At 45.6% G+C, this 25,441-nt stretch carries 24 protein-coding genes; 15 read left to right on the top strand and 9 right to left on the bottom strand.

What is annotated here, in order from left to right; genetic code table 11:
* Nucleotides 1-115: 115 nt before the first annotated feature.
* Complete coding sequence (locus EWU21_RS04245) at nt 116-526, bottom strand: GNAT family N-acetyltransferase (RefSeq protein WP_130895567.1); 411 nt, start codon at nt 524-526, stop codon at nt 116-118.
* Between the two features lie 69 nt (nt 527-595).
* On the opposite strand from EWU21_RS04245, the gene EWU21_RS04240 reads away from it, so the two are divergent.
* Nucleotides 596-1,444, top strand: coding sequence for a sugar phosphate isomerase/epimerase family protein (locus EWU21_RS04240; RefSeq protein ID WP_130895566.1), 849 nt, complete (start codon nt 596-598; stop codon nt 1,442-1,444).
* On the opposite strand, the gene EWU21_RS04235 is transcribed toward EWU21_RS04240, so the two are convergent.
* Nucleotides 1,441-2,316, bottom strand: coding sequence for an LSm family protein (locus EWU21_RS04235; RefSeq protein WP_130895565.1), 876 nt, complete (start codon nt 2,314-2,316; stop codon nt 1,441-1,443). The two genes, EWU21_RS04240 and EWU21_RS04235, sit on opposite strands and share 4 nt — an antisense overlap.
* Complete coding sequence (locus EWU21_RS04230; RefSeq protein WP_130895564.1) at nt 2,313-2,951, bottom strand: DsbA family oxidoreductase; 639 nt, start codon at nt 2,949-2,951, stop codon at nt 2,313-2,315. The genes EWU21_RS04235 and EWU21_RS04230 overlap by 4 nt, the downstream gene beginning before the upstream one ends.
* 98 nt (nt 2,952-3,049) lie before the next feature.
* Here EWU21_RS04230 and EWU21_RS04225 point away from each other — a divergent pair, with 98 nt between their 5' ends.
* From EWU21_RS04225 to EWU21_RS04210, 4 genes are read left to right on the top strand one after another with little or no spacing between them, the layout of a single operon-like run.
* The gene (locus tag EWU21_RS04225; protein ID WP_130895563.1) at nt 3,050-4,489 is read left to right on the top strand and encodes a DUF2271 domain-containing protein; all 1,440 of its coding nucleotides are present in this window, start codon (nt 3,050-3,052) and stop codon (nt 4,487-4,489) included.
* A complete protein-coding gene (locus EWU21_RS04220) occupies nt 4,486-5,064 on the top strand; it encodes a PepSY-associated TM helix domain-containing protein (protein ID WP_130895562.1) in 579 nt (192 codons plus the stop codon). The genes EWU21_RS04225 and EWU21_RS04220 overlap by 4 nt, the downstream gene beginning before the upstream one ends.
* Nucleotides 5,061-5,723: a hypothetical protein gene (locus EWU21_RS04215; protein WP_130895561.1), complete on the top strand. Its 663-nt coding sequence runs from the start codon at nt 5,061-5,063 to the stop codon at nt 5,721-5,723. Before EWU21_RS04220 ends, EWU21_RS04215 begins: the two co-directional genes overlap by 4 nt.
* Complete coding sequence (locus EWU21_RS04210; RefSeq protein ID WP_130895560.1) at nt 5,723-6,148, top strand: DUF6174 domain-containing protein; 426 nt, start codon at nt 5,723-5,725, stop codon at nt 6,146-6,148. Before EWU21_RS04215 ends, EWU21_RS04210 begins: the two co-directional genes overlap by 1 nt.
* Here EWU21_RS04210 and EWU21_RS04205 read toward each other — a convergent pair.
* Both EWU21_RS04205 and EWU21_RS04200 read right to left on the bottom strand, forming a co-directional pair.
* Nucleotides 6,145-6,513, bottom strand: coding sequence for a hypothetical protein (locus EWU21_RS04205; RefSeq protein WP_130895559.1), 369 nt, complete (start codon nt 6,511-6,513; stop codon nt 6,145-6,147). The genes EWU21_RS04210 and EWU21_RS04205 overlap by 4 nt on opposite strands.
* Nucleotides 6,510-7,472 carry a zinc-binding alcohol dehydrogenase family protein gene (locus EWU21_RS04200; protein WP_130895558.1) on the bottom strand — a complete coding sequence of 321 codons (963 nt, stop codon included), beginning with the start codon at nt 7,470-7,472 and terminating at the stop codon, nt 6,510-6,512. The genes EWU21_RS04205 and EWU21_RS04200 overlap by 4 nt, the downstream gene beginning before the upstream one ends.
* A gap of 53 nt (nt 7,473-7,525) precedes the next feature.
* On the opposite strand from EWU21_RS04200, the gene EWU21_RS04195 reads away from it, so the two are divergent.
* Together EWU21_RS04195 and hemN are read left to right on the top strand one after the other, a co-directional pair.
* On the top strand, nt 7,526-8,920 hold the full coding sequence (locus tag EWU21_RS04195; RefSeq protein ID WP_130895557.1) for an alpha-L-fucosidase: 1,395 nt from the start codon (nt 7,526-7,528) through the stop codon (nt 8,918-8,920).
* A gap of 147 nt (nt 8,921-9,067) precedes the next feature.
* Entirely contained in the window at nt 9,068-10,432 is a 1,365-nt protein-coding gene (gene hemN, locus EWU21_RS04190; RefSeq protein WP_130895556.1) for an oxygen-independent coproporphyrinogen III oxidase, read from the top strand.
* A 72-nt stretch (nt 10,433-10,504) separates the two neighbouring features.
* On the opposite strand, the gene EWU21_RS04185 is transcribed toward hemN, so the two are convergent.
* Nucleotides 10,505-11,542, bottom strand: coding sequence for a Fic family protein (locus tag EWU21_RS04185; protein WP_130895555.1), 1,038 nt, complete (start codon nt 11,540-11,542; stop codon nt 10,505-10,507).
* Between the two features lie 166 nt (nt 11,543-11,708).
* Here EWU21_RS04185 and uxuA point away from each other — a divergent pair, with 166 nt between their 5' ends.
* The 7 genes from uxuA to EWU21_RS04150 all read left to right on the top strand — a co-directional run bounded on the left by uxuA (nt 11,709) and on the right by EWU21_RS04150 (nt 21,653).
* Entirely contained in the window at nt 11,709-14,930 is a 3,222-nt protein-coding gene (gene uxuA, locus EWU21_RS11420; RefSeq protein WP_317127217.1) for a mannonate dehydratase, read from the top strand.
* Between the two features lies 1 nt (nt 14,931).
* A complete protein-coding gene (locus EWU21_RS04175; RefSeq protein ID WP_130895554.1) occupies nt 14,932-15,690 on the top strand; it encodes an SDR family NAD(P)-dependent oxidoreductase in 759 nt (252 codons plus the stop codon).
* On the top strand, nt 15,690-16,955 hold the full coding sequence (locus EWU21_RS04170; RefSeq protein WP_130895553.1) for an MFS transporter: 1,266 nt from the start codon (nt 15,690-15,692) through the stop codon (nt 16,953-16,955). The genes EWU21_RS04175 and EWU21_RS04170 overlap by 1 nt, the downstream gene beginning before the upstream one ends.
* 25 nt (nt 16,956-16,980) lie before the next feature.
* On the top strand, nt 16,981-18,648 hold the full coding sequence (locus EWU21_RS04165) for a glucoamylase family protein (RefSeq protein ID WP_201738088.1): 1,668 nt from the start codon (nt 16,981-16,983) through the stop codon (nt 18,646-18,648).
* Nucleotides 18,649-18,694: 46 nt separating this feature from the next.
* Entirely contained in the window at nt 18,695-19,627 is a 933-nt protein-coding gene (locus EWU21_RS04160; RefSeq protein ID WP_130895551.1) for a 3-keto-disaccharide hydrolase, read from the top strand.
* Complete coding sequence (locus EWU21_RS04155) at nt 19,627-20,874, top strand: YeiH family protein (RefSeq protein WP_130895550.1); 1,248 nt, start codon at nt 19,627-19,629, stop codon at nt 20,872-20,874. Before EWU21_RS04160 ends, EWU21_RS04155 begins: the two co-directional genes overlap by 1 nt.
* Before the next feature lie 71 nt (nt 20,875-20,945).
* Complete coding sequence (locus EWU21_RS04150; protein ID WP_130895549.1) at nt 20,946-21,653, top strand: DUF2490 domain-containing protein; 708 nt, start codon at nt 20,946-20,948, stop codon at nt 21,651-21,653.
* Here the strand turns inward: EWU21_RS04150 and EWU21_RS04145 are convergent.
* From EWU21_RS04145 to EWU21_RS04135, 3 genes are read right to left on the bottom strand one after another with little or no spacing between them, the layout of a single operon-like run.
* A complete protein-coding gene (locus EWU21_RS04145) occupies nt 21,650-22,207 on the bottom strand; it encodes a GNAT family N-acetyltransferase (protein WP_130895548.1) in 558 nt (185 codons plus the stop codon). The genes EWU21_RS04150 and EWU21_RS04145 overlap by 4 nt on opposite strands.
* 8 nt (nt 22,208-22,215) lie before the next feature.
* The gene (locus EWU21_RS04140; RefSeq protein ID WP_130895547.1) at nt 22,216-23,697 is read right to left on the bottom strand and encodes a DUF1593 domain-containing protein; all 1,482 of its coding nucleotides are present in this window, start codon (nt 23,695-23,697) and stop codon (nt 22,216-22,218) included.
* A 1-nt stretch (nt 23,698) separates the two neighbouring features.
* Nucleotides 23,699-24,259, bottom strand: a complete 561-nt coding sequence (locus EWU21_RS04135) for a pentapeptide repeat-containing protein (protein WP_130895546.1) — start codon at nt 24,257-24,259, stop codon at nt 23,699-23,701.
* A 49-nt stretch (nt 24,260-24,308) separates the two neighbouring features.
* Here EWU21_RS04135 and EWU21_RS04130 point away from each other — a divergent pair, with 49 nt between their 5' ends.
* On the top strand, nt 24,309-25,415 hold the full coding sequence (locus tag EWU21_RS04130) for an alpha/beta hydrolase family protein (protein ID WP_130895545.1): 1,107 nt from the start codon (nt 24,309-24,311) through the stop codon (nt 25,413-25,415).
* Nucleotides 25,416-25,441 lie beyond the last annotated feature (26 nt).

The raw sequence follows: 25,441 nt of genomic DNA, 5'->3' as shown, positions 1-25,441 counted from the left end.
ATTGGGTTAAAAAATGATAGAATTAATTTGGGTTTTATACTGAATGCCAAACGTTTATTTGGTTTTCAAACCGAAAATTTGCACAGAATGTTTAAAAATCAAAGAAAAAGCCAAACTATTTGATTTCATCAACGCTATCTAAAACGTAGCAATGTCCGTGATTTCTCATCCCAATTTTAGGGTAATATCCCTCCGCAGCCGGGGCTGCGAGTAAGATAATTTTAGCTCGCGGGAGGAATTTTTTCACCTCAATGATCAATTGTTTTCCTATACCTCTGTGCTGATAAGCTTCGTCAATGGCGAGATCAGATAGGTAGCTAGTGAAGACAAAATCGGTCATCACGCGGGCTAAACCTACTAATTTGTCGCCGTCGTAAGCACCCACATACACATTCCCATGGTCGAACATCATCTGCATCGCCTCTTTATCTGCCAGCGGGCGACGTATTCCTAAAGTAGACTTGTCCAGGATGTCGATGAAATCTTGAGCCGTGATTATAGGCTGAGCGATATAGGTGATAGGCATGGCAAATATTTTTTTACGTTTCTCGATTTATTCACAAAAAAAAGTCATTTTTACATAAAACCTATACATATGAAAATTAAACAACTGTTAATTGTTTGCCTTTTGGCATTGCCAGCATTCGTGCATGCGCAGAAATTATACACCTATCCCATTGGTGTTCAAGCCTATACTTTCAGAAATCAATTCCCTAAAGATGTAGCGAAGACGCTCGACCTGATTCAATCGATGGGTATTACAGAGATTGAAGGAGGTGCTCAAAAGGGTCAAACCCCACAACAATTCAAGCAAATGTGCGCGGATCGCGGCATCAGCATTCCCTCGTCCGGCGTAGGTTATGAGCAACTCGAGAATCCAGCGGAGGCGATTGCAAACGCAAAAGCATTAGGCGCAAAGTTCGTGATGTGCGCTTGGATTCCGCACAAAGTGCGCGGAGGCTTTACTTTAGAGGAAGCGGAGAAGGCCGTTGCTCTATTCAATAAAGCAGGAAAGCAATTCAAAGAAAATGGCTTGACCCTTTGCTATCACGATCACGGCTATGAGTTCCAGCCTTTTGGCAAAGACGAAACACTCTTAGATTACATCATCCAAAACACGAATCCGGAATACGTCTCTTTCGAAATGGATGTGTTGTGGACGATGCACGGCGGTGGTGCTTCGATGCCAGAGAAATTATTGAAAAAATACCCAACGCGCTTCAAGCTAATGCACGTGAAAGATTTGCGCAAAGGCGTGGCGGGTGATTTAACTGGCGGAACTCCAGCAGAAAACGATGTTCCGGTAGGAACGGGTCAAGGAAATTGGAAAGCCATCATCAAACTTGCGAAGAAGAACGGCATCGAACATTGCTTCATCGAGGACGAAAGCAATCAAGAAGAGCAATTTGTACCTATTAGTATTGCGTACTTGAAGAGTCTTTAGAATTTGATATTATAAGCTAAATAAGGAATCGCTCCACTTTCGATGCTGGTAGGAACTAAAAAGCCCACGTCGAAGGCGGAGCGTTCTAGTAAAATTCTCACGCCTCCGGAAAGAATCCCATTGTAAGCGGTAGTTTCATTTAGGAATTGCCCATTAGCGTCATAATTCACGGTCTTGTTAGAGAAAAACCAGTTCTCTGTGAGTAACATGACTTTATTCGAAACGCGTGTCATACCCGATAAAGTGAACATCGGATGGCTGGCAAACTTCCAGTTATAATCATCTCTACCTAAACCGGTGTTTTCATTATACGCCCCTAATCCCGTGTTTAAGGTTAGGTTGCTTTCTTTTGTCCCGTAGGTGACAGATCCGTAGACCGTTCCTACCCCAAAATTCAATCCTCCTATCAAGGAAGTGGCAAATAGAATTCCTCCACCTACGTGTACTTTATCCGCCACCTGATAGCCTATTTTAGGCGTGATAAAAAGCGCAAAAGGGACGACTAAACCACCCCCTATGGAGAAATGATCCGTTATTCCAGCTTGGAACGAATTGACTAGGAAAAGTGCGTTTTGGTAATATTTGTCTCCTTTTTTCAAAGGAATCGCTGAAGGAGCGAAGAAATAGCGGGTGGGGTGCGTGTTTTGGCCTTTCCCATCCTTTGAAATCAGGTTAATTGACTTGATAGCTGACCAAGCTAGCGTGACTTTGCCTAAATCCTTTGTAGCGACGGTTACTTCTGCCTCTGATTTATGGATCAATTGACCCGATACACTTTTCCCATTTTTCAGTTCGACGGAGACATAAGTGGAATCTTGTGCTTTTGCAGCTGTCGTTATTATTAGGAGTAAAAAAATTATGAGCTTTTTCATTCTGCGGCTGTTTGCAATAAGGTTTTCGTAAACACTTCGATGGGTTCCGCCCCTGAAATGCCGTATTTTCTGTCAAAAACGAAGAAGGGCACGCCTCGCACGCCCAGATTTTCGCCCTCTTGAATATCTTGTTTCACGCGGTACGCGTAATTCTCGTCTTGCAAGGCATTCAGAATTCCCTCGCGTGATAATCCTACAGCTTCTCCACATTCCACGAGCGCTTCGTCGAGTGCTAGGTTTTTGCCCTCCATAAAATAGGCCTGAAATAAGCGTTCCTCGATGGCGTCGCCTTTGCCCTGGTCCTTCGCGTATTGGATGAGGTGGTGGGATTTCAGGGAATTAGCGACTTTGGCCTGATCAAAATCATAGTGCAAACCTACCGCTTCTGCCATGTCTGACACACGGTCGTGAATCAGCTTCACTTGCTCTAACGAGAGGCCTTTTCTGGCGGCTAAATAATCGTAGACGTTGGTCTCCTCGCCCAAATCCATCGGAATCGTGGGGTCTAATTGGAAGCTCTTCCATTCAATCTCCACATCATCCTTTCCTGGGAACGTTTCCAATGCCTTTTCCAAATGCCTCTTGCCTATGTAGCAAAACGGACACATGATATCACTCCAAATCTCGATTTTCATTATTTCCCCGATTATATCTACAAATCTCTACGCTTTATCGCAAATATCATTCCATAAAATAGTTTATTTTTCAATATTGTGGTCTAAATACAAACCCTATGATCCATTCAATCGCCCTAAGTCTACTTAGTTTAACGCCCAGCGCGTCTACCGCTACCGGTTTATTAACCGCACATTTCGAAAATGTATTAGGTACTTCTTTAGATCTTAAGATCATCGCTTCGTCTAAAGCCGCTGCTTCCACCGCAGAATCGAAGGTGTTAGCGGAGATTAATCGCTTGAACGATATCCTTTCTTCCCGTGAATCTTCGGAGTTTAATGTATGGCGCTCATCGCACGGCGAGTCCATCGAAATTTCTTCCGAATTACGCGAGGTGTTGCAACATTTCGAGGAATGGAATTTGAAAACGGACGGAGCTTTGAATCCGGCGTCTGAGCATATTGCCAAAATGTGGGCATCGGAAATCCCCTCTGAAGGAGCGCGTGAAAATGCGGTGAAGGAAGTCAATCAGGCGCATTGGTCTCTAGACGAAGATGGAGCAACGCGATTAACGGACACAGAATTGAAATTACACAGCTTCACGAAGTCTTATGTGATGGAGAAAGCCGCCGAAGAGGCGATGAAAGAGGAGGGAGTAGCTGGAGTGGTCGTGAATATTGGGGGTGATTTTGTGGTGAAAGGGGATTGGACGGAGAAAATTGGTGTGTCAAATCCGCGAAATGATGCTGAGAACGCGGAGGTTTTAGGTTATTTGCAAGTGAATAATCAAGCGGTGGCGACATCTGGCGATTATAGAAGAGGTTCAGATATCGATGGTGTGCATTATTCGCACATTATGGATCCGCGGACGGCGGAACCAGCATCGGAAGTGATTTCGGCGACGGTGGCGCATGAGGATGCGGTGACGGCGGGAGCTTTGGCAACCGCATTTAACGTGTTAGGCGTGGCGGCTTCGATCGATTTAGCGGCTCAGTATCCGGAGGCGTCGTATTTAATCGTGGACAAAGAGGGTGCGGAATATAGAAGTGAGAACTGGCCAGCGACATCTGTAGAGAAGTCCGCGATCAGCCTAGTGAATATAAAAGAGAAGTTGTGGACGGCAGGCCAAAGCTTAGATATCAATTTCGAACTTGCGCGTTTCGAAGGACGCGCGCGTCGTCCGTTTGTGGCGGTTTGGATTGAAGATGAGAAGCACAAGCCGGTGAGGCGTATCGCGGTTTGGTATAACAAGCCTCGCTGGTTGCCGGATTTGCGTTCATGGTTTGCGGCGAAAAGAGAAGTGGAGTTTGATGCGGCTTCGGTGACGGGTGCGACGCGTGGGGCGGGGCAGTATACCTTGGTTTGGGATGGGAAGAATGATGCGGGGGAATACGTACCTTTGGGGAAATATACCGTGTTTATCGAGGCGGCTCGCGAGCACGGAACGTATCAGTTGATTAAGCAAGAAATGAAGTTTGATGGTAAGGCCAAAAGCCAAACCTTAGCCGGTGGCGAGGAGATGACCGCAGCTTCCTTAGTCTATAAAGCAATTAAATGAGAGATTTAGCGACTTGGTCGAGGTGGCTGCACATCTATTTGTCGATGTTCAGTTTCATTATCGTATTATTCTTTTCGGTGACGGGTTTGACCCTGAACCATGTGGATTGGTTTCCGGAAAGTACGGTGGTTTCAGAGCTGAAGGGTTCTGTAAATGCTAGCTGGGTTTCGGTAGCTGATACCGCCAAAATCCCCAAACTCGACATCGTCGAACAACTGCGCGCAAACCACAGCATTAAGGGACAACTGAACGATTTCAGAATCGATGAAGAAGAAATTTCGATCTCCTTTCAAGGACCCGGTTACACGGCCGATTTCTTCGTGAATCGCGCGGATGGCAAATACGAATTGACGGAAACGAAGATGGGTATTATCGCCGTGATCAACGATTTGCACAAGGGGCGTGATACCGGGAAGTCTTGGTCTTGGGTCATTGACTTTTCTGCGATCTTTATGATTGTAATCTCGGTAACGGGGTTAATTTTGTTATTATTTTTAAAGAAAAAGAGGACGAACGGGATGCTTTGGTTAGCTATCGGCGGGATCGTTGCCTGGGTATTTTATTATTTTGTATGAAACGTATATTCACCATTCACCATTTACCATTTACCATTTTACTTTTTTGTTCTATTGCCGTGTTTGGTCAGGACCACGCTCCACTTCCACCACTTCCGGTGGAGGCGACTTTTGGCAATAACCGTGTTCAGTTTATCGGTGTTATCAATCGCCCCGTTTCAGCGGATGGGAAATTGAGTTATTTTAATCTCAGCACTGGGATGGTGGATTATAATAACACCGCTTCAGAGACGGAATTAGTGATTGTGAATAACCTCACGTACAAGCTTTTTGGGAATATTCGAGCGACGGCTGGAGCGGAATGGCATTATAAATTAGGCTTAGTGCCACAGGTGGGTTTGCAGTATTTTAAGGCGAATCGGACGTGGTTATTTTTATTGAATCCCAATATAAATTTACAGCCATCGCGTGCCATCTCCACCATTGGTATCGTCGAATTTAAGCCGGCTATATCGAAGGACCTTTCTTTTTATTCCAAAGCCCAGATCTTACATGTCGCTAGTTTAAGCGAAGGAACGCACGCGCGCAGTGCTTTGATGTTGCGTGCGGGTATTACCAAAGGAAAATTCACTGTAGGCCTTGGAGCTAACTTTGATTACTATGGACCGATGAAGATGGAGAAAGATAATGTAGGTCTGTTCACTCGCTTAGCGCTGTAATGAAGAAATTACTTTTCCTTTTCTGTTTAAGTATAGTAGGCTGCAAAACCGTGGAGCCGCTGGATGAAGCGACGGTGAATCTGAATCTTTGGAATGAAAAGAAGATTGTTAACTATTCTTTTTCCTTTAAACGGGTATGTTTTTGTCCCCTGGAATATGTGGGTCCGCATCAAATTGTCGTTCAAAATGGTAAAATAACCACCGTAAATGGAGCGCCCTATAATGCTGCGGAGCGCTACGGTGTGATGTATACGATCCCGGAATTATTGCAAGTCATTAAGGCGAACGTCGACAAAAATCCAGCGAAGAAAGTGCTGAATTTCAATGCCACCTATGGCTACCCCACGAATGTCTTCTTCGACTTTTCGGAAATGATAGCAGACGAAGAAATCGGCTATGAAGTAACGAATTTCAAAATCAACTAGGGACAGATTGAGATAGGTAAAGATTTCCTAGGCGTAGGGCTGTAAGCCTTGCACGTAACGCACTCAGCAGTCAGCTGGGTGGAATCTAATTTGAAAAAGAATTCGTCCCCTTCTTTCAGGCTAACGGGTAAAGCGCAAGGGTTCGATAGAGCGAAGGCATTGGTATATTTTTTCCCCGTCGAGGGATTTTCCCAAGTAGTTTCAACTTTAGTAAGATCAATCGTTCCCCCTATCAATTCAATCACGTAATTATTGCAAATACCCTTCAGGGAAAGACGTCCTTTGTAGCAGTTATCGGGTAGTACTTCTTGGGATTTACAGGCCCCTAGTAGAAATAGGCAGAAGAGTAGTAGTAGTGGTTTCATTCCGCTAAAGTAATCATCGCCTTGATTACTTGTTGAGTGGGCTCGTTAATTTTTGTAAAAATACCAGGAACTTGATTTTTTGTGAAGCGATGGCTGATGAATTTTTCTGCCTGAATTTTGCCTTCGCGGAATAAATTAATGACGTATTCGAAGTCTTCCAAAGTCGCGTTTCGGCTACTCATCAGCGTCGCTTCTCTTTTGTGAAATTCCGGATGTGAAAAGGAGATCGCTTGTTTTTGTAATCCAATCAAAACGTATTTTCCGCCGTGCGCCATTTTGGCGAAACCGGATTCAATAGCGTTTAGATTTCCGGTGGCATCGATGACGGTGCTGTAGGCCGCTGAGGAAGCTTCCGAAACCCCTAAATTCTCTACGCAAAATTGCAAACGAGCCTTATTAGGTTCTGCCACTTCAACTAAAGCCCCCTGAATATTAGCGAGTAAAATCGTGAATAAACCAATAGGTCCGGCGCCCATCACGAGGACTTTTTCACCTGCTTTTAGTTCCGCGCGACGAAGTCCGTGTGCGGCAATTGAAAGCGGCTCTACTAGGGCAAGTTCGTCGGCTGAAAGACCTTTGCCTGGCAAAATGTAGCGATCTTCCACCACGATATATTCCCGCATTCCGCCGTCTGTATGTACCCCAAAAACCTGGATATTCTCACAGCAATTCGGCTTCCCGGCCACGCAAGTGCCGCAAGTAGCACAATTAAAATAGGGGATAATTGTCGCTAATTCTCCCGGCGAAAAGGTGTCCGATTCCACGATTTCTACCGCCAGTTCGTGGCCTAAAATGCGGGGATACGAAAAGAAAGGTTGGTTGCCAGCGAAGGCATGAATGTCGGTTCCGCAGATGCCGATGTTGCGTACGCGAAGGAGGGAAAATCCGGGTGTGCGCTGAGGCATTTCTGCTTCTTGAGAAACCAAAATACCAGGCTCATTACATATCCATTGTTGCATGGGGTTGAAATTAACAATTTTAATTAAATTAGGCTCGATAAAATCTAAACCTTATGAAAATCAAGTTATTAATTCTGGCACTTTGCCTTTTCGCGGGCAACGCATTCGCCCAAAAAACCTACCAAAACAATTGGGAATCCATCGACAGCCGCCCGGTACCGGGTTGGTTCGAAGATGCGAAATTTGGCATATTCATTCACTGGGGATTGTATTCTGTGCCGGCTTATAGTCCGACTGCCAGAGATAAAGTGGGCGTGTACGATCGCTATGCGGAATGGTACTGGCGTCGCTGGCAAGAGCCGAATAAGACGCAGCATTTCTTTACGGATTTTCATAACAAGGCTTTTGGGCCCAATGTCAAATACCAAGACTTCACAAATCAATTTAAAGCCGAGCTTTTTCAGCCAGATGAGTGGGCAAAATTGTTCGAAAATGCGGGCGCAAAATATGTCGTGTTGACGTCGAAACACCACGAGGGTTTTACGCTTTGGCCATCAAAACAATCGTGGAATTGGAATGCGGTGGATGTGGGTCCACACCGGGATTTATTAGGGGATTTGACCAAATCTGTCAAAAGCAAAAACATCAAAATGGGCTACTATTATTCGCTGCTCGAGTGGTACAATCCCTTGTATAAAAAGGAGACGCTGAACGAGTATATCGACCAACACATGTTCCCGCAGATGAAGGACTTGGTGAATACGTATCATCCGGATTTGGTTTGGACAGATGGCGAGTGGGATTATACGTCGGATAAGTTGCGCAGCACGGAGTTTTTGTCTTGGTTATACAACGATTCGCCAGTGCGCGAAAGTGTAGTCGTGAACGATCGCTGGGGCAAGGAAACGCGCAGTAAGCACGGTGGATTTTACACCACGGAATACGATTTAGTCCATAATGGGGATGCGAATGGTTTGGATTTTGCCAAACCTTGGGAGGAATGCCGTGGCATCGCCGGATCTTTTGGCTATAACCGAAACGAAAATCTCGAGGACTATTCCAGCTCTGAGCAGCTCGTGCACATGTTGATTAATAAGGTGGCGCGCGGAGGTAATTTATTGCTGAACATCGGGCCCACTGCGGATGGCCGGATTCCGGTGATTATGCAGCAACGTTTGACGGACATCGGGTCTTGGTTAAAGGTGAATGGCGAGGGGATTTATAGTACGCGTAAGTGGGCCAAAGCTCCTAAGGTCACGCCCGCCACCAAACAATTCTTCACTCAAAAGGGCAACGATTTATACCTGATTACGACAGAATTCCCGACGGCCGCGCTTCAAGTGGCTGGTGTGAAAAAACCGACTTCGGTTACGCTAGTAGGGTCTTCAACGCCAGTTAAGTCGACGTATAAAAATGGCGTTGTCAGCATCGTACCACCGGCGGTTACACCGGGGAATAGTCCGTGTCAGTATGCGTGGACTTTTAAGCTAGCTTCGGCGGTAGAGTAGAGATTATAGAGTATAGAGTAGAGATGGGCTATCATTTATCTATACTCTATAATCTACCATCTATTATCTATACTCTATACTCTCTTCTCTTGGCAAAATTGACATTCGTCATTTTTCAACAATCCTCTCAAAGCTACCTTTGCCCCCATGCAACCGGTAAGCCTAGATTTATTGAACAAGTACAACGTAGCGATTCCGCGCTACACGAGTTATCCGACGGTACCGTTTTGGGATGAGACGATTGACAGCGAACACTGGGAACGGATGTTTGTGCGTCGTTTCGAGGAGAGCAATGAACAGGAGGGGATTAGCGTGTACATTCACTTGCCTTTTTGCGAGAAACTCTGCACTTTTTGTGGCTGTAATAAGCGCATTACGACGAATCATTCCGTGGAGGAGGAGTACATCGATGTGCTGTTACAGGAATGGAATTTGTACCGAAAATCGATGAGCTCTAAGCCCGTTATTAGAGAATTACATATCGGAGGCGGGACGCCTACGTTCTTTTCGCCGCAGAATTTACAGCGGATGTTGCAGGGGATTTTAGGTGATTCAGTTGTGCCAAAGATCCACGAATTCGGTTTCGAGGGGCATCCAAATAACACGACACGCGAGCATTTGCAAACGCTTTTTGAGCTCGGATTTAACCGCGTGAGTTTTGGGATGCAGGACAGTAATCCGCAGGTTCAGGAGGTGATAAATCGGGTGCAGCCTTTGGAAAATGTCAGACAGGTGGTGGAATGGGCGCGGGAGATTGGGTATGAATCGGTGAACTTGGATTTAGTGTATGGCCTGCCTTTGCAGACTTTGCCGCGGATCGAAAAGACGATTCAGGATGCGATTTCGATGCGGCCGGATCGCATTGCTTTTTATTCGTATGCGCATGTGCCGTGGACGAGTAAGGCGCAGCGACTTTTTGACGAAAACGATTTGCCGGAGGCGTCTGAGAAGATGCAGTTATACCAAAAAGGAAAGGAGCTTTTCCGCGCCGCCGGTTACACGGACATCGGGATGGATCACTTCGCGCTCCCATCGGATTTAATGGTTAAAGCGCACAGCGAGGGCACCTTACACCGCAACTTTATGGGCTACACGGTGCAGCAGACGGGTTTGCTTTTAGGTTTAGGCGTCTCGAGCATCAGCGATATTTACTATGGTTTTGCCCAAAACAAAAAGACGATTCAGGAATATTACCAGCAAATCCATGCCGGCGAACTGGCCGTTTTCAAGGGCTATTTTTTAAGTCAGATGGACCAAAAAATGCGCCAATACATCCTCGACATCGCCTGCCAAGGCAAGACCCATTTCCACAAGGAAGACCTTGAAGTCCTCCGCCAATACACCTTTCACGAACTCGACGAACTTGCGATCGATGACCTCGTCACCTGGGGTGAACACGGCGTCATCGTCACAGATCTAGGCAAGCATTTCATCCGCAATATCTGCAAGGCTTTTGACCTGAAACTGCTGGCGACAGCGGAGGCCGCGCCTCAGTTTAGTAGGGGGGTGTAGAAATGAGTCGATTAATTTCGCTAATCGACTCAAAAAAGCCCGATTTATGAGGCGATTAGAAATTTTGTTTACTTAAATCAAAAAATACGCCGTTCCTCTTCCCACACCCTCTTTATAAATCACCTTTTTTTCCACTAACTCTTTTAAGTCTTTTTTGACTGTAGGAAGCGCTAAATCGAGTTTGCTTGAAATCTCTCCAGAGCTGCATCCCGGATGATTTTCAATGAAGAAAAGGATCTTGCGTTCACGTTGATTGGAAGCGAAATTGTCCGTTCTTCTTTGGTCTAATTTTAACAGCAAGTTCTCTTGAATATGACTTAAACAGCTTAAGAAAAAGCGCAGCCATTCCGTCACATTTTCACTAGGTCGGTTTCGCTGTGTGTCTATGAGAACCTTATAATAGGCTGATTTCCTGCTTTCGATTTCCTTTTCAAAACTGATATATTGAATCCAAGAATATCCGCTTTTCAATAGGAGCAAGCTGCCTAATAATCTACTTAATCTCCCATTTCCATCTTGGAAAGGATGAATACTTAAAAATTCATAAACAAAAAGTGCTGCTTTGATAAGGGGTAAGGTTTCCTTGTCAGTGCGATACCATTCGAGTAAACGAATCATATCATCTTGCGTCCGGAGTCCGGGTTCGCTCGTTTTGAAAATGATTTGCTTGCTTCCATCCGCTAAATTTGCTTCGACAGAATTACTTACCTGCTTGAATTTACCTCTGTGCCAAGCATCTTTTTCGCCGTATTTTAGTAGGAGGCTGTGCAGCCCCATGATTTGGTTTTCTGAAATTTCAATCGTGCCAAAGTGCTCAGCAATAGTATCCAATGTTTCAAAGTATCCCGCCACTTCTTGCTGATCTCTTTCTGTAAAAGAAGATATCTCAATTTTATTGATAAAAACCTTCACCTCGTCATCCGTCATTTGAGAGCCCTCAATTCTGGTGGATGCTCCCACACTTTGCACGGTGGCAATGGATTTTAATTGTTTCAACGAGTCGCCCTCCCGTTTTTCATAATTCGCCCACGCTGCATCAAATCGGTCGATTTTTGCTATTTCAGACACCAATGCCATATCTAGGTCGAGCTGTAGGTTATTTATTTTCATTCAGAAATATACGTAAATATCCGCAAATATACGATAATATATCCGCAAATACGGTTGCAACCATCCCCCCAATCCCGCAGGTTTTTCAGTAAATTTTGTGCATTTTGCGCTTTACCCAGAAGCAAAAGCTTCTAAACTGAATGCATAAGCCTCTAAACAAAATACAATGATACACACGATGCGTTGGTTCGGTCCGAACGATCCGGTTTCCTTGATGGATATTCGTCAAGCCGGATGTACAGGGGTCGTGACTGCATTGCACCAAATTCCGGTGGGGGAAGTTTGGCCTACCGAGTCCATTCAAGAGCGTATATCGATTATTGAAGCGGGGAATCAGGATTGGACACCTTTGCAATGGTCAGTCGTGGAATCGCTGCCAGTGCACGAGGGGATTAAGAAAGCCTTGTCGTCGCGCGATCAACTCATAGAAAATTACAAGATATCATTACGAAATCTCGCGGCTTGCGGGATTAAAACCGTGTGCTATAATTTTATGCCCGTGCTTGATTGGTCGCGGACAAAACTGAACTTTGAGATGCCGGATGGCGCACGCGCATTGCGTTTTGTTTGGACGGATTTTGCGGTGTTTGATTTGCATATTTTACAACGTCCCGGGGCCTCGAAAGATTACACGCCGGCGGTTCAGACTGCGGCGGCTCAGCGTTTCGCCACAATGACGAACGAAGAAAAAGCAGAGTTAAAAAACACCGCACTTTTAGGTCTTCCCGGTTCAGAGGAGGCTTTTCACTTAGAGAATTTCCAAAGTCTTTTAGACGAATACAAAGACATTTCTGCGGATCAATTGCGCGAAAACTTGCACTATTTTGTGCGATCCATCGCGCCTTTGGCACAGGAATTGGGTATTAATTTATGCATCCACCCGGATGATCCTCCTTTCCCCTTATTAGGCTTGCCGCGAGTGGTGAGTACGGAATCGGATTTGACTGCATTGATGGATGCTTCTCCAGAACGCGCGAACGGTATTACTTTTTGCACGGGTTCATTAGGAGTGAGAGCGGATAACGATTTGCCAGGGATGGTTCGTCGCTTCGCAGATCGCATTCACTTCTTGCATTTGCGGACTACATTTAGAGAACAGAATGACCCGTTGATTTTCCACGAGGCACCGCATTTAACGGGTGATGTGGATATGTTTGAAGTAGTGAAAGCGGTGGTGGAAGAAGAAAAAAGAAGAGGTGGTGAACAGATTCCGATGCGCCCAGATCATGGTCACCAAATGTTAGATGATTTGAAAAAGAAAACCTATCCAGGCTATTCGGCGATCGGACGATTGCGCGGTTTGGCGGAAATCCGCGGACTAGAACTAGCGATTCGCTCCTTTTTAGCGGTGTTTTTTGTTGTGTGTAGTTTCGCTTTGAGGGCAGATGATGGCTACCGCTTGTGGTTGAAATTTGACAAAGTCGCATCTTCGGCTCGCTATGCGCCGTATGCGAAATCGATCTCATCCGAGTTTGCCTCGACGCCCATTTTAGAGACGGCGAAGAAAGAATTAACGAATGGCTTGAAGGGTTTGACAGGGGTGGCGCCGATCAGCGCGACGTCGAAAGGAAGCATTCAATTCGTGAAAGATCCGAGTCTTAAAGAAGAAGCTTTTAGCATCGTTGCAGGCCCGCAAATTCAAATAAAAGCCAGCTCTGACCGCGGGATTTTGTACGGGGTTTTCGAATTATTAAGGATGATTCAGCAGGAGAAACCTTTGGCAAACTTCAGCTCATCGCCCAAAGTCAAATTCCGCATGTTGAACCACTGGGACAACGTGATGGGCACAATCGAGCGCGGATACGCGGGGCAATCGCTGTGGAAATGGTACGAATTGCCGGAAACGGTCGACCCGCGCTACACGGATTACGCCCGGGCAAACGCGTCCATCGGGATCAACGCGGTCTCCGTGAACAACGTAAATGCCTCGGCGCGGTTTATGACGCCGGAGTATTTAATGAAAGTAAAAGTGCTTGCCGACGTGTTCCGACCCTACGGCATCAAACTGTTTTTATCAGTGAACTTTGCCTCGCCTAAACTGGTGGGGAAATTGAAAACCTCAGATCCCTTGGATCCACAGGTTCGTGCGTTTTGGGCTTCCAAAACCAAAGAGATTTATGCACAGATTCCGGATTTCGGGGGCTTCTTAGTGAAAGCCAATTCAGAGGGCGAACCGGGGCCACAAGAATTCGGTCGGACACATGCCGACGGCGCAAATATGTTGGCGGAGGCGGTGAAACCCTTTAATGGAATTGTCATTTGGCGCGCGTTTGTATATGCGCCTAACCCGAAGGGCGACCGTTTCAAAGAAGCCTATAACGACTTCAAACCTTTGGACGGAACTTTCGCGAAAAACGTGATCGTTCAAGTGAAAAATGGCCCGATTGACTTCCAACCTCGGGAACCATTTCATCCACTTTTCGGAGCGATGCCGAAGACGCCTTTGGCATTAGAATTCCAAATCACCCAAGAATACACGGGTTTCAGCACGAACGTTTTCTACCAATCCATCCTCTTTAAGGAATGCTTGGATTCAGATACCTACCAAAACGGTAAGGGTTCCACCGTCGCGAAAGTCATCGACGGCAGCCTGGGCAACGACCAAATCACGATGATGGCGGGCGTGGCAAACACGGGTTCCGACAGAAACTGGACAGGACATTTACTGTCGCAAGCGAACTGGTATGCGTTCGGCCGATTGGCTTGGGATCACACCTTGAGCTCCGAAAAAATTGCGGACGAGTGGGTGAAGCAGACCTTGACCCACGACGAAAAAGCGGCGAAAACGGCTTCGGATATTCTGATGAAATCCCGCGACACTTATGTGAAATTTACGACGCCTCTAGGCTTGCACCACGTGATGGGCCAGGGAATTCACTGGGGCCCGGAGCCTTGGCTCGAGCGTAGTCAGCGCCCCGACTGGACGTCGATTTATTACCATCGCGCGGATTCTGTGGGCTTGGGTTTTGACCGAAAAGCGTCGGGAAGCAATGCTTTAAGTTTATACCATCCGGCGGTCGCACAACAATGGCTTGATCCTGCGAAGACGGATTTGAATTATCTATTGTGGTTTCACCATGTGGGCTGGAAAGAGAAATTGACTTCTGGGCGGACGATTTGGGATGAATTCTGCTACCGCATGAATTCCGGTTTGCAGGGAGTGAAGGATTTGCAAAAGGACTGGGATTCGCTGCAAGGCAAGGTGGATCCGGAGATTTTTGCGGATGTTCGCGGACGTTTAGCGTCGCAACAACGGGAGTCGGTATTGTGGCGCGATGCCCATTTATTGTACTTCCAAACCTATTCGAAATTACCGATAAGCTACGGGACGCCTGCGCGGACTTTGGCAGAAATAAAAGAAATTGTACGTATTTACCAACTGAAATAAGATGCAACAACCATTCTCATTGCAAGGGCGCGTGGCGCTCATCACGGGCGGCGGAACCGGAATCGGATTCGATATCGCGAAATGCTTTTTAGCGTCCGGCGCCACAGTCGTGATCACGGGTCGCCGCGAAGAGGTGCTAAAAGAGGCGGTCGCAAATCTGGGTGCTGGGGCAAATTATGCGGTGAATGATGTGTCAGACTTAAGCTTGACGGCACAGCTGGTTTCGGATCTTGTGGCGAAACATGGCGCCATCGATATCCTCGTCAACAATGCGGGCATCAACATGAAACGTCCGGCCGTAGAAGTTTCAGATGATGATTTTGCGAACATCATTAACGTGAATTTGAATGCTGTTTTCTCGCTGACGCGAGAGGTGGGGAAACATATGTTGGAACGCGGAAAAGGATCCATCATCATGATCTCTTCGATGGCGGCTTATTATGGAATCGACCGTGTCGCGGCCTATGCATCTTCTAAAACGGGTATCTATGGTTTAGTGCGGGTGCTCGCTTCTGAGTGGTCCGGCAAAGGCGTTCGCGTGAATGCGATTGCGCCAGGATTTATCGAAACGGCGATGAGTAGAACGGCGATGAATTCGGATCCGGATCGCAAACACAAGGCGATGGATCGCACGCCGATGGGCTATTTTGGGAAACCGGAAGACATCGGTTGGGCGGCGGTTTATTTAGCTTCGGATGCATCCAATTATGTAACAGGCGTCTCAATCCCGGTTGACGGCGGGAATTCAATCGGATTCTAATGAAAGGAAATTACCGCTGGGTGGTGGTCGCCCTCTTGTTTTTTGCGACCACGATTAACTATTTGGATCGCCAGGTGATTGGCTTGTTGAAGCCCACGCTGGAGAAGGAATTGAACTGGTCGGAGACGGATTACAGTTTCATCGTGATGTGTTTCACGGCGTCGTATGCGATCGGATTGTTGGCTTTTGGGAAGGTGATCGATAAGATTGGTTCCAAAATGGGTTACGCCATCTCCATCGTCATCTGGTCTTTCGCGGCGATGGCGCATGCTTTGGCGAAGACTTCGTTCGGGTTCGGCGCGGCACGCGCCGCTTTAGGAGCCGGGGAAGCGGGAAATTTTCCGGCGGCGATAAAGACGGTCGCAGAGTGGTTCCCTAAAAGAGAAAGAGCTTTAGCGACGGGCATTTTTAATTCCGGAGCAAACATAGGAGCCATGGTCGCGCCCATTATGGTGCCTTGGATTTTAGGCGCCTATGGCTGGCAAGAAGCCTTCATTATTACGGGGGCGATCGGATTTATTTGGTTGATTTTGTGGTGGGTATTTTATGAAATTCCCGCGAAACACAAATCGGTAACTACGGAAGAATTAGCGCATATACAGTCTGAGGAAGAAAAGTCCGAAGTCGCACCTATCGCCTGGTCTAAACTTTTTGGATATCGCCAAACCTGGGTCTTCATCGTGGGCAAGTTCTTCACGGATCCCATCTGGTGGTTTTTCTTGTTTTGGTTGCCGTCCTATTTCTCGACGACCTTCGCGCTTGACTTGAAAAAGCCGAGTTTGCATTTGGCGATTTTGTTCACCTGTACCTCGATCGGGAGTATTGGCGGAGGCTATATTTCGGGTTGGTTGATGAAGAAAGGCTGGCCGGTCTACAAGGCGCGGAAGTATTCGATGTTTTTCTTTGCGCTCTGTGCGGTGCCCATTATTGGGGCGCGCTGGGCAACGGATATTTGGCAGGCGGTGTTCTTAATTTCCATCGCGGCATCGGCGCACCAGGCTTGGTCGGCAAATATTTTTACGACGGTTTCGGATATGTTTCCCAAACACGCCGTTTCCTCCGTCGTGGGCATCGGTGGCTTGGCAGGTTCGCTAGGAGGCGTGATTTTCCCCTACATTATTGGAGTCATTTTAGATTCCTACAAGGCAGACCAGGCTTTGTCAGCCGGATATAATGTTATATTTGTGGCTTGTGGCTGCGCGTATTTATTTGCGTGGTTATTAATTCATTTTATTTCGCCTCAGATGAAGGCGGTTCGCCATTAATTTGCCAAATCAAATAACTTGTTCGATGAGCTTATTATTCAGAGGATTTTTTTTGAGTATTATTATTTTGTCATGCTCAAAATCGATGGAGTTGCCAGCCGCCGCAAATCCATTAAATGACCTACAAGTTATTAAAGTAACAATCAATGAAGAGGTAATTAAGTCCAAGATAACGAAAGGGGTACCCTTGAATGCCTCTATAAAGTTAGAATTTAATAGTTCTGTAGCGAATTCAAGCGTAGAGGATGCGGCATCTATTTCTAATGAAGGAGGCGTACGAATTCCTGTACAAATTTCGATTTCAGGGGAGGATCGTATTTTAGAAATTAAGCCATTGTCGGAATTTGAATCACTTAGTGCCTATCGATTACTCCTATCTTCGGGCCTAAAATCACCTTCAGGGAAACGCTTATTAACTTCTTTTCAAACGGAGTGGGTAACGGGGATAGATACTTCAAAAAAGTTTCCTCTTCTTTCAGATGAAGCATTGCTTGATACAATTCAAAAGAGTCATTTTATGTATTTTTGGGAATTTGGTCATCCGGATTCTGGTTTAGCTCGAGAAAGAACAAGTTCTGGTCAAACGGTAACTATTGGTGGATCAGGATTTGGATTAATGGCGCTACCGATTGCCATTAATAGGCAATTTATTTCAAAATCAGAGGGATTGGCAAGGGCTTTAAAAATGGTTCAATTTTTAAAATCAAAAGCACAAAGGTACCATGGAGCCTTTCCTCATTGGATCGATGGAACGACGGGTAAGGTTATACCGTTTAGTCTAAAAGATGATGGGGCTGACCTCGTGGAAACCTCGTATTTGATAGCTGGCTTATTAACGGTACGGCAATTTTTTAATTCAAACGATGAGAGGGAGCAACTCTTAAGAACAGATATAAATACACTTTGTGAAGAAGTGGAATGGAATTGGTTTAGAAATAACAACCAAAACGTTTTATATTGGCATTGGAGTCCCAATTATTCTTTTGCGATGAACCATCCTATCCGCGGTTGGAATGAATGCTTAATAACCTATATTTTAGCAGCATCCGCTTCAAAAGATCCAATCTCTGCAATGGTGTACCACGACGGTTTTGCAAAAGGATTAACGATGAAAAATGGAAATAGTTATTTTGGGCATTCTTTACCACTAGGACCAAGCTTTGGAGGCCCGTTATTTTTTTCACATTTTTCATTTTTAGGCATAAATCCTTTTGGATTAAAGGATCAATATGCGGATTACCAAGTACAAGTCGTCAATCATACAAAAATCAATTATCAATATTGTGTTTCAAATCCCAAAAACTTTCAAGGCTATAGTAAGAATTGTTGGGGATTAACCGCATCTGATATTCCAAACGGTTATGCCGCGAATGATCCGACAACGGATATAGGGGTCATTTCACCAACGGCTGCATTATCTTCAATGCCTTATACGCCCGAGGAGAGTATGAGAGCCCTTCGTTTTTATTATTATGTTCTTGGGGATAGGTTGTTTTCTAGCAATAGAGGTTTTGCAGATGCATTTAGTTTAGAGGACCGTTGGTTTAGTAACTCTCATTTAGCAATTGATCAAGGTCCAATTGTCATAATGATTGAAAATTATCGAACAGGGCTTGTTTGGAATTTACTTACATCTTGTTCTGAAATTAAAGCGGGAATGAAAAAATTAGGTTTTAGTGCCCCCTATTTATAAGTATATTTGTTTACATGTAGTAGCTAATTTAAAAAGGAGATCACAGATGAAAAAAGCACTTTTTGCCTTATTGACCATTTCAACGGGCCTATTTGCACAAGAACACCATCCTTTAGAAGGTGCTTGGGATTTAAACGTATCCATGGAAAACCGCAATGGCGGCGTTTCGACGGCGCCGTCTTGGTTAGAGGTGCGTCATTCAGGATTAAAAACATTAACGGGTCGTTTTGTGGCGGATGGCGGTTCTGCTCGTCCCATATCAGAAGTGTTTTTTAAGGATGGACACATTTCCTTTAAAATTCCCCCTCAATGGGAATTGACGGACGTTCAGATGAGTTTTGAGGGAGATTTGAAAGACGGCAAATTGTCTGGAATCATCACAAAACCAAACGGCAAAGCGATGGCTTTTACTGGAGTTCGCGCCCCCTCTTTGTGGAGAACAGCGGAACCGGTTTGGCAAAAACCGATCACCCTATTTAATGGAAAAGATTTAACAGGATGGAAAGCCTTAGGGCCTAAAAACCAATGGATCGCGGAGGATGGCGTGCTGAAAAGTCCTGCTTCTGGTGCAAATTTATGCACCGAACAAAAGTTCAACGACTTCAAATTGCACATCGAATTCCGCTTGCCGCCAGGAAGTAATAGTGGCGTGTATTTACGCGGCCGTTACGAGGTGCAGGTGGAAGATAGTTTTGGCAAAGAGCCCTACAGCATCTATTTAGGCGGTATTTATGGTTTTATCGATCCGCTTTTCCAAGCCGCAAAACCATCCGGCGAATGGCAAACTTATGACATCACGTTAGTAGGACGCAAGGTTTCAGTCATGCTAAATGGCCAAAAAGTCATCGTCGAACAAAACATCCCCGGCATCACAGGCGGCGCGATGGACAGCGACGAAGCAGCGCCAGGGCCCCTCATGTTTCAGGGCGATCATGGTCCAGTGGAATATAGAAACATCGTGTTGACTCCAGCAAAATAATGAAGAAGAACCTTTTAACTGAAGATTGGACCGTTGTCCTTTTAGGATTTATCATCATCGGCGTGGCCCTTCTTGGAGTGAAAATTCCATCTCCTTCTTTCGGCTGGGACACCACCGTTGATTTAACCGAAAAGGTTATCACGTCCGGCAATCTGTTAAAGCTGGGTCAGCTATTTATTTTCACGTATATCATCGCGATTCTCGCGGCAAGTGTTTTAGGCAAAAGTGTGTCAGGTACGGCCAAAGGTTTCCCCATTGTTTTCGTGCTTACCTCACTCGCGCTAGTGTTAGCCGGCAACGCATTCCTGAAAAATTGGAATTTAGAAGCGGTGATTTTCAGCTTAACGATCGGGTTGGTTTTGAGTAATTTCTTCACGCTTCCGGCGTGGTTAACCGAATCCCTCTCGACAGAATTGTTCGTGAAAATCGGTTTGATCTTATTAGGTACGAGCGTGATTTTCGGGGATATTTTGAAGGCCGGTTCACTCGGTTTGATTCAAGCTTTGGTGGTGGTGATTTCGGTTTGGTACTTTGCTTTTTGGGTTTCCAAAAAAATGGGCATCGACGAAGAATTCGCCATCATGATTTCCAGTGCGGTTTCTATTTGTGGTGTTTCGGCTGCGATTGCGACGTCTGGAGCCATTAAAGGAGATTCGAAGAAGCTATCATACGTTATCTCCATCGTCTTGATTACAGCGATTCCGATGATTATTTTTTTGCCATTTATTGCACAGGCTTTGGGTCTTTCGCAAGCGGTGACTGGTGCCTGGTTAGGCGGAACGATTGATACGACCGGAGCGGTGATTGCGTCTGGAACGATGGTGGGCGAGGAGGCTTTGAAGATCTCGACGATCGTTAAATTTTCCCAAAACGTTTTATTAGGTTTCGCCGCTTTCGCCATCTCTATCTATTGGACGGTGACGAACAATCAATCTGCTACAGTACAAGAAGCGAAGCCAACGGGAGCGATTATTTGGGAGCGTTTCCCTAAGTTCGTTTTGGGTTTCATCGCGGCATCGTTGCTTTTCTCATTCGTGATTTCATCCGAAACGATCGATTCAGTGAAGGGAGGATTTAAAGCCTTGCAAGGACTTTGGTTTGCCCTAGCTTTCACGAGCATCGGTTTGGAAACCAAATTCTCAGACCTATTCTCGAAAGAAGGAAAGAAGCCTTTATACGCTTTCTTAATCGCCCAGTTGTTTAATGTGTTTGTGACATTGGCGGTAGCTTATGTGCTGTTTAGTTAGTTTTTTAGGCAGAAATACATAAAGAATACTTAGTCTATCGTTTTTATAGAATATAATAGTATCTTTGCTAGATGAAGTATGTATTTTTCTTTTTGTTCCCGTTCTTCGCAGCGCAAAGCCAAGGTCTAATTGAGCATCAATCCCAAGTTTGGTACGGATATTACCTCACTCATTCTTTACATACGAAATGGTATGTCCAAGGCGAGGCACATACCCGTCATTTTATAGACCCATTAGTACACCACCAAAATGCCTTTCGAGCGCATGTGCACCTAACGATTGGGGATAATTGGGATCTTTCTGCTGGAGCGGCCCTTTTCCTAAACACCCCTAATGATCCACGAACGGCGAATAGACTAGCCATTCCGGAATACCGCCCTCATCTAGATATCGTTTACAAACACCGCGTGTCCAAGGTACGCTTAGATCATCGTTTCAGGTCGGAGATGCGCTTTAACCGAGTACCGAATACGAGTCGTACAGAACTGACGGATGCCATCAACTTCAGCAATTACCGACTTCGTTACCGAATTCAAGCCTTATTTCCCTTCATCAAGCGAATCCAAGGAAAAGTGAATACGGAAATTTTACTGAATGCGGCGCAGGAAAATCCCGCGAATGACTTAGATCAACACCGGATGTTTGCCGGTGTCAGTATTCCCTTACGAGATAATTTAACAGTTGATGTGGGTTATTTGCACGCCTTTCAGCAACGCCCTAATTTGAATTATTACGACCGCAGTATTTTGAGCATTATGGTATATCATCGTATCCCTTAAAAAGTTTTTTTATTCCAATCCCACAACACAATATTCCAGCCAATTCCACCATAATCTAAGGTATCAATTACTTGGAATCCACGTTTTTGATGCGCTTTTAGCGAACGGTGATTTGCCTGGGCGACGTCTGTTACACAATACGTGTAACGATTAGCATAATGATCTCGGAAACTTCCGTAGAGTTTTTGGACCAAATCCTGTCCTCTATACTCCTTCGAAACACAAAGCTGAGCCACAATCGCATAATTTTCAACCGGCTTACCTTTGAAAATGCAGCGTTCAATATTCTGCACCAGATCTGCTAATAAAGGGTGCTGGCGTGCCGTTTCTGGTAAGGCGACTAAACTGTATCCCACCACTTTTTCTCCATCTTTCGCAATGATACCCGGGCTTTTTTGGTTCAGTAATTCTAGAAAATCAACATCATATTCCGCCATCAAAAAACCCTGCGTCTCCGCTTCTTCCTGGGTAATGTTTTTACGCAAATTAGCTTGCTGTAAGGCTAAAACGCCTTTCATCTCCTCCTGGGATTTAACTAATTGAAGTGTGATCATGGACAATTTTAGGCTATTGTGATTACTACACGTCTATAACGGGTTAAGGCAGGAGAACCATTGTCAGTTCCCTCTACCACGACGTGAAAAGTGTCGCCTTTTTTTGCGGTCGCTGGTATTTGCACTTTTACCGTTATGTTTTCTATTTGCACTTCAGCTTTCCCGGATCCTGCCTCCGGATAAGGCCAAACCTTCAGCTTAATGGCGTGCCCATCGGGGTCTCTAGTAATCACATGAAGGTCAAGACTTGCACCTGGTTTTGCGTACACATACATGCCTTCACTGACCGTTATTTGCGGTGCATGGTTCGCATCTTTGAACGATTTCACACACCAATCTGCGCGGGCCGCGAAGTCTTCTTGCGCGGCGATTAACCAGCGGGTTTGGGAATAAGAAATATCTAATTTCCCTGTCTCCGGATTAAAATCCGCCGCTTTATCATTGTCTTCGAAGCGATACGGATTTCCCTCTGCAAGAGCGAATCGACCACCCCAACCACCGTAGGACGGGTTATTCAAGTTATTCAATCCCACATCCACCAGGTGCAAAAACGCGGGAGAATCTCCCTCGGAAATAAAATCAAAAGGTTGGAAAGATCCCCATTGCGCATCCTTCAGCTTGGTCGGATCACCGTGTATGTGCTCGTCGTCGCCGGGCTGCTTTTGGCCATCCCCGTAGGCATAATACATCTGTAAAAGAGGCCCGTGATTCTGGATGATTTTAGGCCCCATATAGGTTCCCTCAAAATAGGGTTGCGTCGCCTTAGGCATCACACGCTTCCATGGATAAGCGAAACTGGCAAACTGCTGCGCATTGTAAAACACGCGAATCTGCGGCCAATGTCCAGCGATGTAATTTTTCAGCGTCGCATCCTGATCCATCACGGTGTAGATAATGGCTTTTCGAGAGATTTTATTTTTCAATGCATCCCAGCCCGGCTTTCCCGTAAACTGCTCCTCTATCGATTTCAAAGCTCTAGCAATCGTATTTGTTCCACCCCAGGCTTGCAAGTAGATGGGCTCCGGATCGTTGTCTAACAATTTTGCTTTGATCCATTCTGATCCTTCGGTCACCTGCTCCATTTCTCCTTCGAAATCGATATTCCCCACCTTGACCAATGAGTTTAAATAGGCAGGAGATGGGTAGTTTTTGTCATGTAAAATCAGGTTCGGATGAACTTGTCCATACGCTTTCAACAAATCTTGAATCCATTGAACGCCTGGCCAACGCAGATCCGTTTTTGCGCCGTACATCTGGCGGGTCATCTCCATTTCGGAGGTGAATTTCGTCCCTTTCCCGTCGCCCTTATAATGCCACATCGAACTCGAATACACTAAGCCCTCCAGCTGGTATTCATTCGAATACAATAGCATTCGGATGAAGGTGTCCACGTCATCGATTTCGCCGTCAGTTGTCACAATCGTACGAGGATAGCGGCCTTTCGCGAAAAGCGTGGTGCTCAGTAGGAGTAGGAGTAAGATTTTTTTCATATTAGGTGATAGAGATGTCAAAGCCCTGTAATAATCCTGCCAAACCGTCCTGCGAAAACCTCGCTTTCTTGATCTGATTTATGCTGGGATGAATGATAAAATTAAACGCGCTGCGGAAGTCCGCTTTGCTTAGATTCGTCTGGTCAAAAAGTGCCCCAGCCAGATCGCAATCATCGAAAATGGCTTCCGAGAAATCGGATTCTGTGAAGTCCACTTCGTGCAAAGAACAGCCCACGAACTTCGCCTTTTTCCCCTTGATTTGGTAGAAGGAAGACAAGTTTAAAACACAGGTATCGAAACTTACTTCGAATAAAAAAGGATTGCAGGCTTCGAAGCGAAGGCCCTGCATTTTGCAGTCTTTGAAATGTACTTTTTGGAGAGAAGCGCCGCTAAGTTTAACGAGGCTCAAATTACATGATTCAAAAACACAGTCGATGAACTGGAATTGTTGAAAATCAGCCGATTCGAACAGGCAGTTCTTGAAAATGCAATGTTCGTATTCGCCGATGGCGAGTGTGCTTTCTTTCTCGAATTTTTGGTCGACGATATAAGGCTTCTCCATGCCGCAAATTACCATTTTTTTCCTATTTTGCTTCTCCTTAATCTTCACTATGAAAAAACTATTCCTCTTCCTCGCACTTAGCACCACTATTTTTGCCCAAGAAAAAATTGATTTAGGTACCCTGAAAGGGGGAGGTTATCAGATTTTGATGCCGGCTAAATGGAACAAAAAACTCGTGATGTATGCCCACGGGTACCAATTTATGGGAACCCCGGCGGCGAGTGCGAATGCGGGATTAGATAAGCGTTTACAGGTAATTTTGGATCGAGGTTTTGCGGTTGCAGCATCTGATTATCCCATTCAAGGATTTGCTTTGCCCGAGGGAGTGGATGCGACCGAAGAATTGCGCCAAGCCTTTATCAAAAAGATGGGCCAACCGGACTCGACCTTTATGATGGGGCACTCGATGGGCGGTGGAATTACGTTCGCGACTTTGGAGAATTTTGGCCAATACTATAACGGTGGATTACCTCTTTGCCCGCTATCCTCTCGCCCGTATTTACAGTGCAGAAAAGAGTACGATATGTATGCGACGATGAACGGTTTATTCCCAGGAATCGTACCTTCGTTGAAAGATATTTTTGACGTCAATAGCACTGTCGGATTTGTGTCATTTGCCACCGCAGGCAAACGAATGGGCGAGATCAAAAAGGCCTTATTGCAGAAAGACTCCGTGTTAGCCGTGGCTTTTGCGAAGCGTTTTGACTTGAAATTCGATGACCTTCCTGGCGCCTTATTTTTTAACCAAAACGTGTTACGCGACATCGCCCTCAAGCTAAAAGGCAATCCTTTTGACAATACTGAAACGCTTTACACGGGCTTCCCAGATAACTTGAAAGTAAACGCAGTAGCGGAACGCTTACCTGCCACGAAGGATCAGGCAGAGCTTTTTGCACGCTACGACCGCACCGGAAAAATTGATAAGCCAGTCGTGTTAATGCACACGATTTACGATCAATTAATTCCGGTTTCCTATGCCGTGACGAACATTGAAAATATGATTCACGCACAAGGGCGCGATCAATACTTTGCCGTTAAATACACGAACGGTCAGGCGCATTGTCAGTTCACGGATGCACAGACCGCTAAAGCATTTGATGCGATGCGCGCTTTTGTGAAGACAGGAAAGAAGCCAGCGATCGAGTTTTTGCCTTAGGCAATTTTGCCTATCATTTACCGTTT

The sequence above is a fragment of the Aquirufa antheringensis genome (assembly GCF_004307425.1).
GTDB classification, from domain to species: domain Bacteria; phylum Bacteroidota; class Bacteroidia; order Cytophagales; family Spirosomataceae; genus Aquirufa; species Aquirufa antheringensis.
This window is presented reverse-complemented; position numbering and strand designations above follow the sequence as displayed.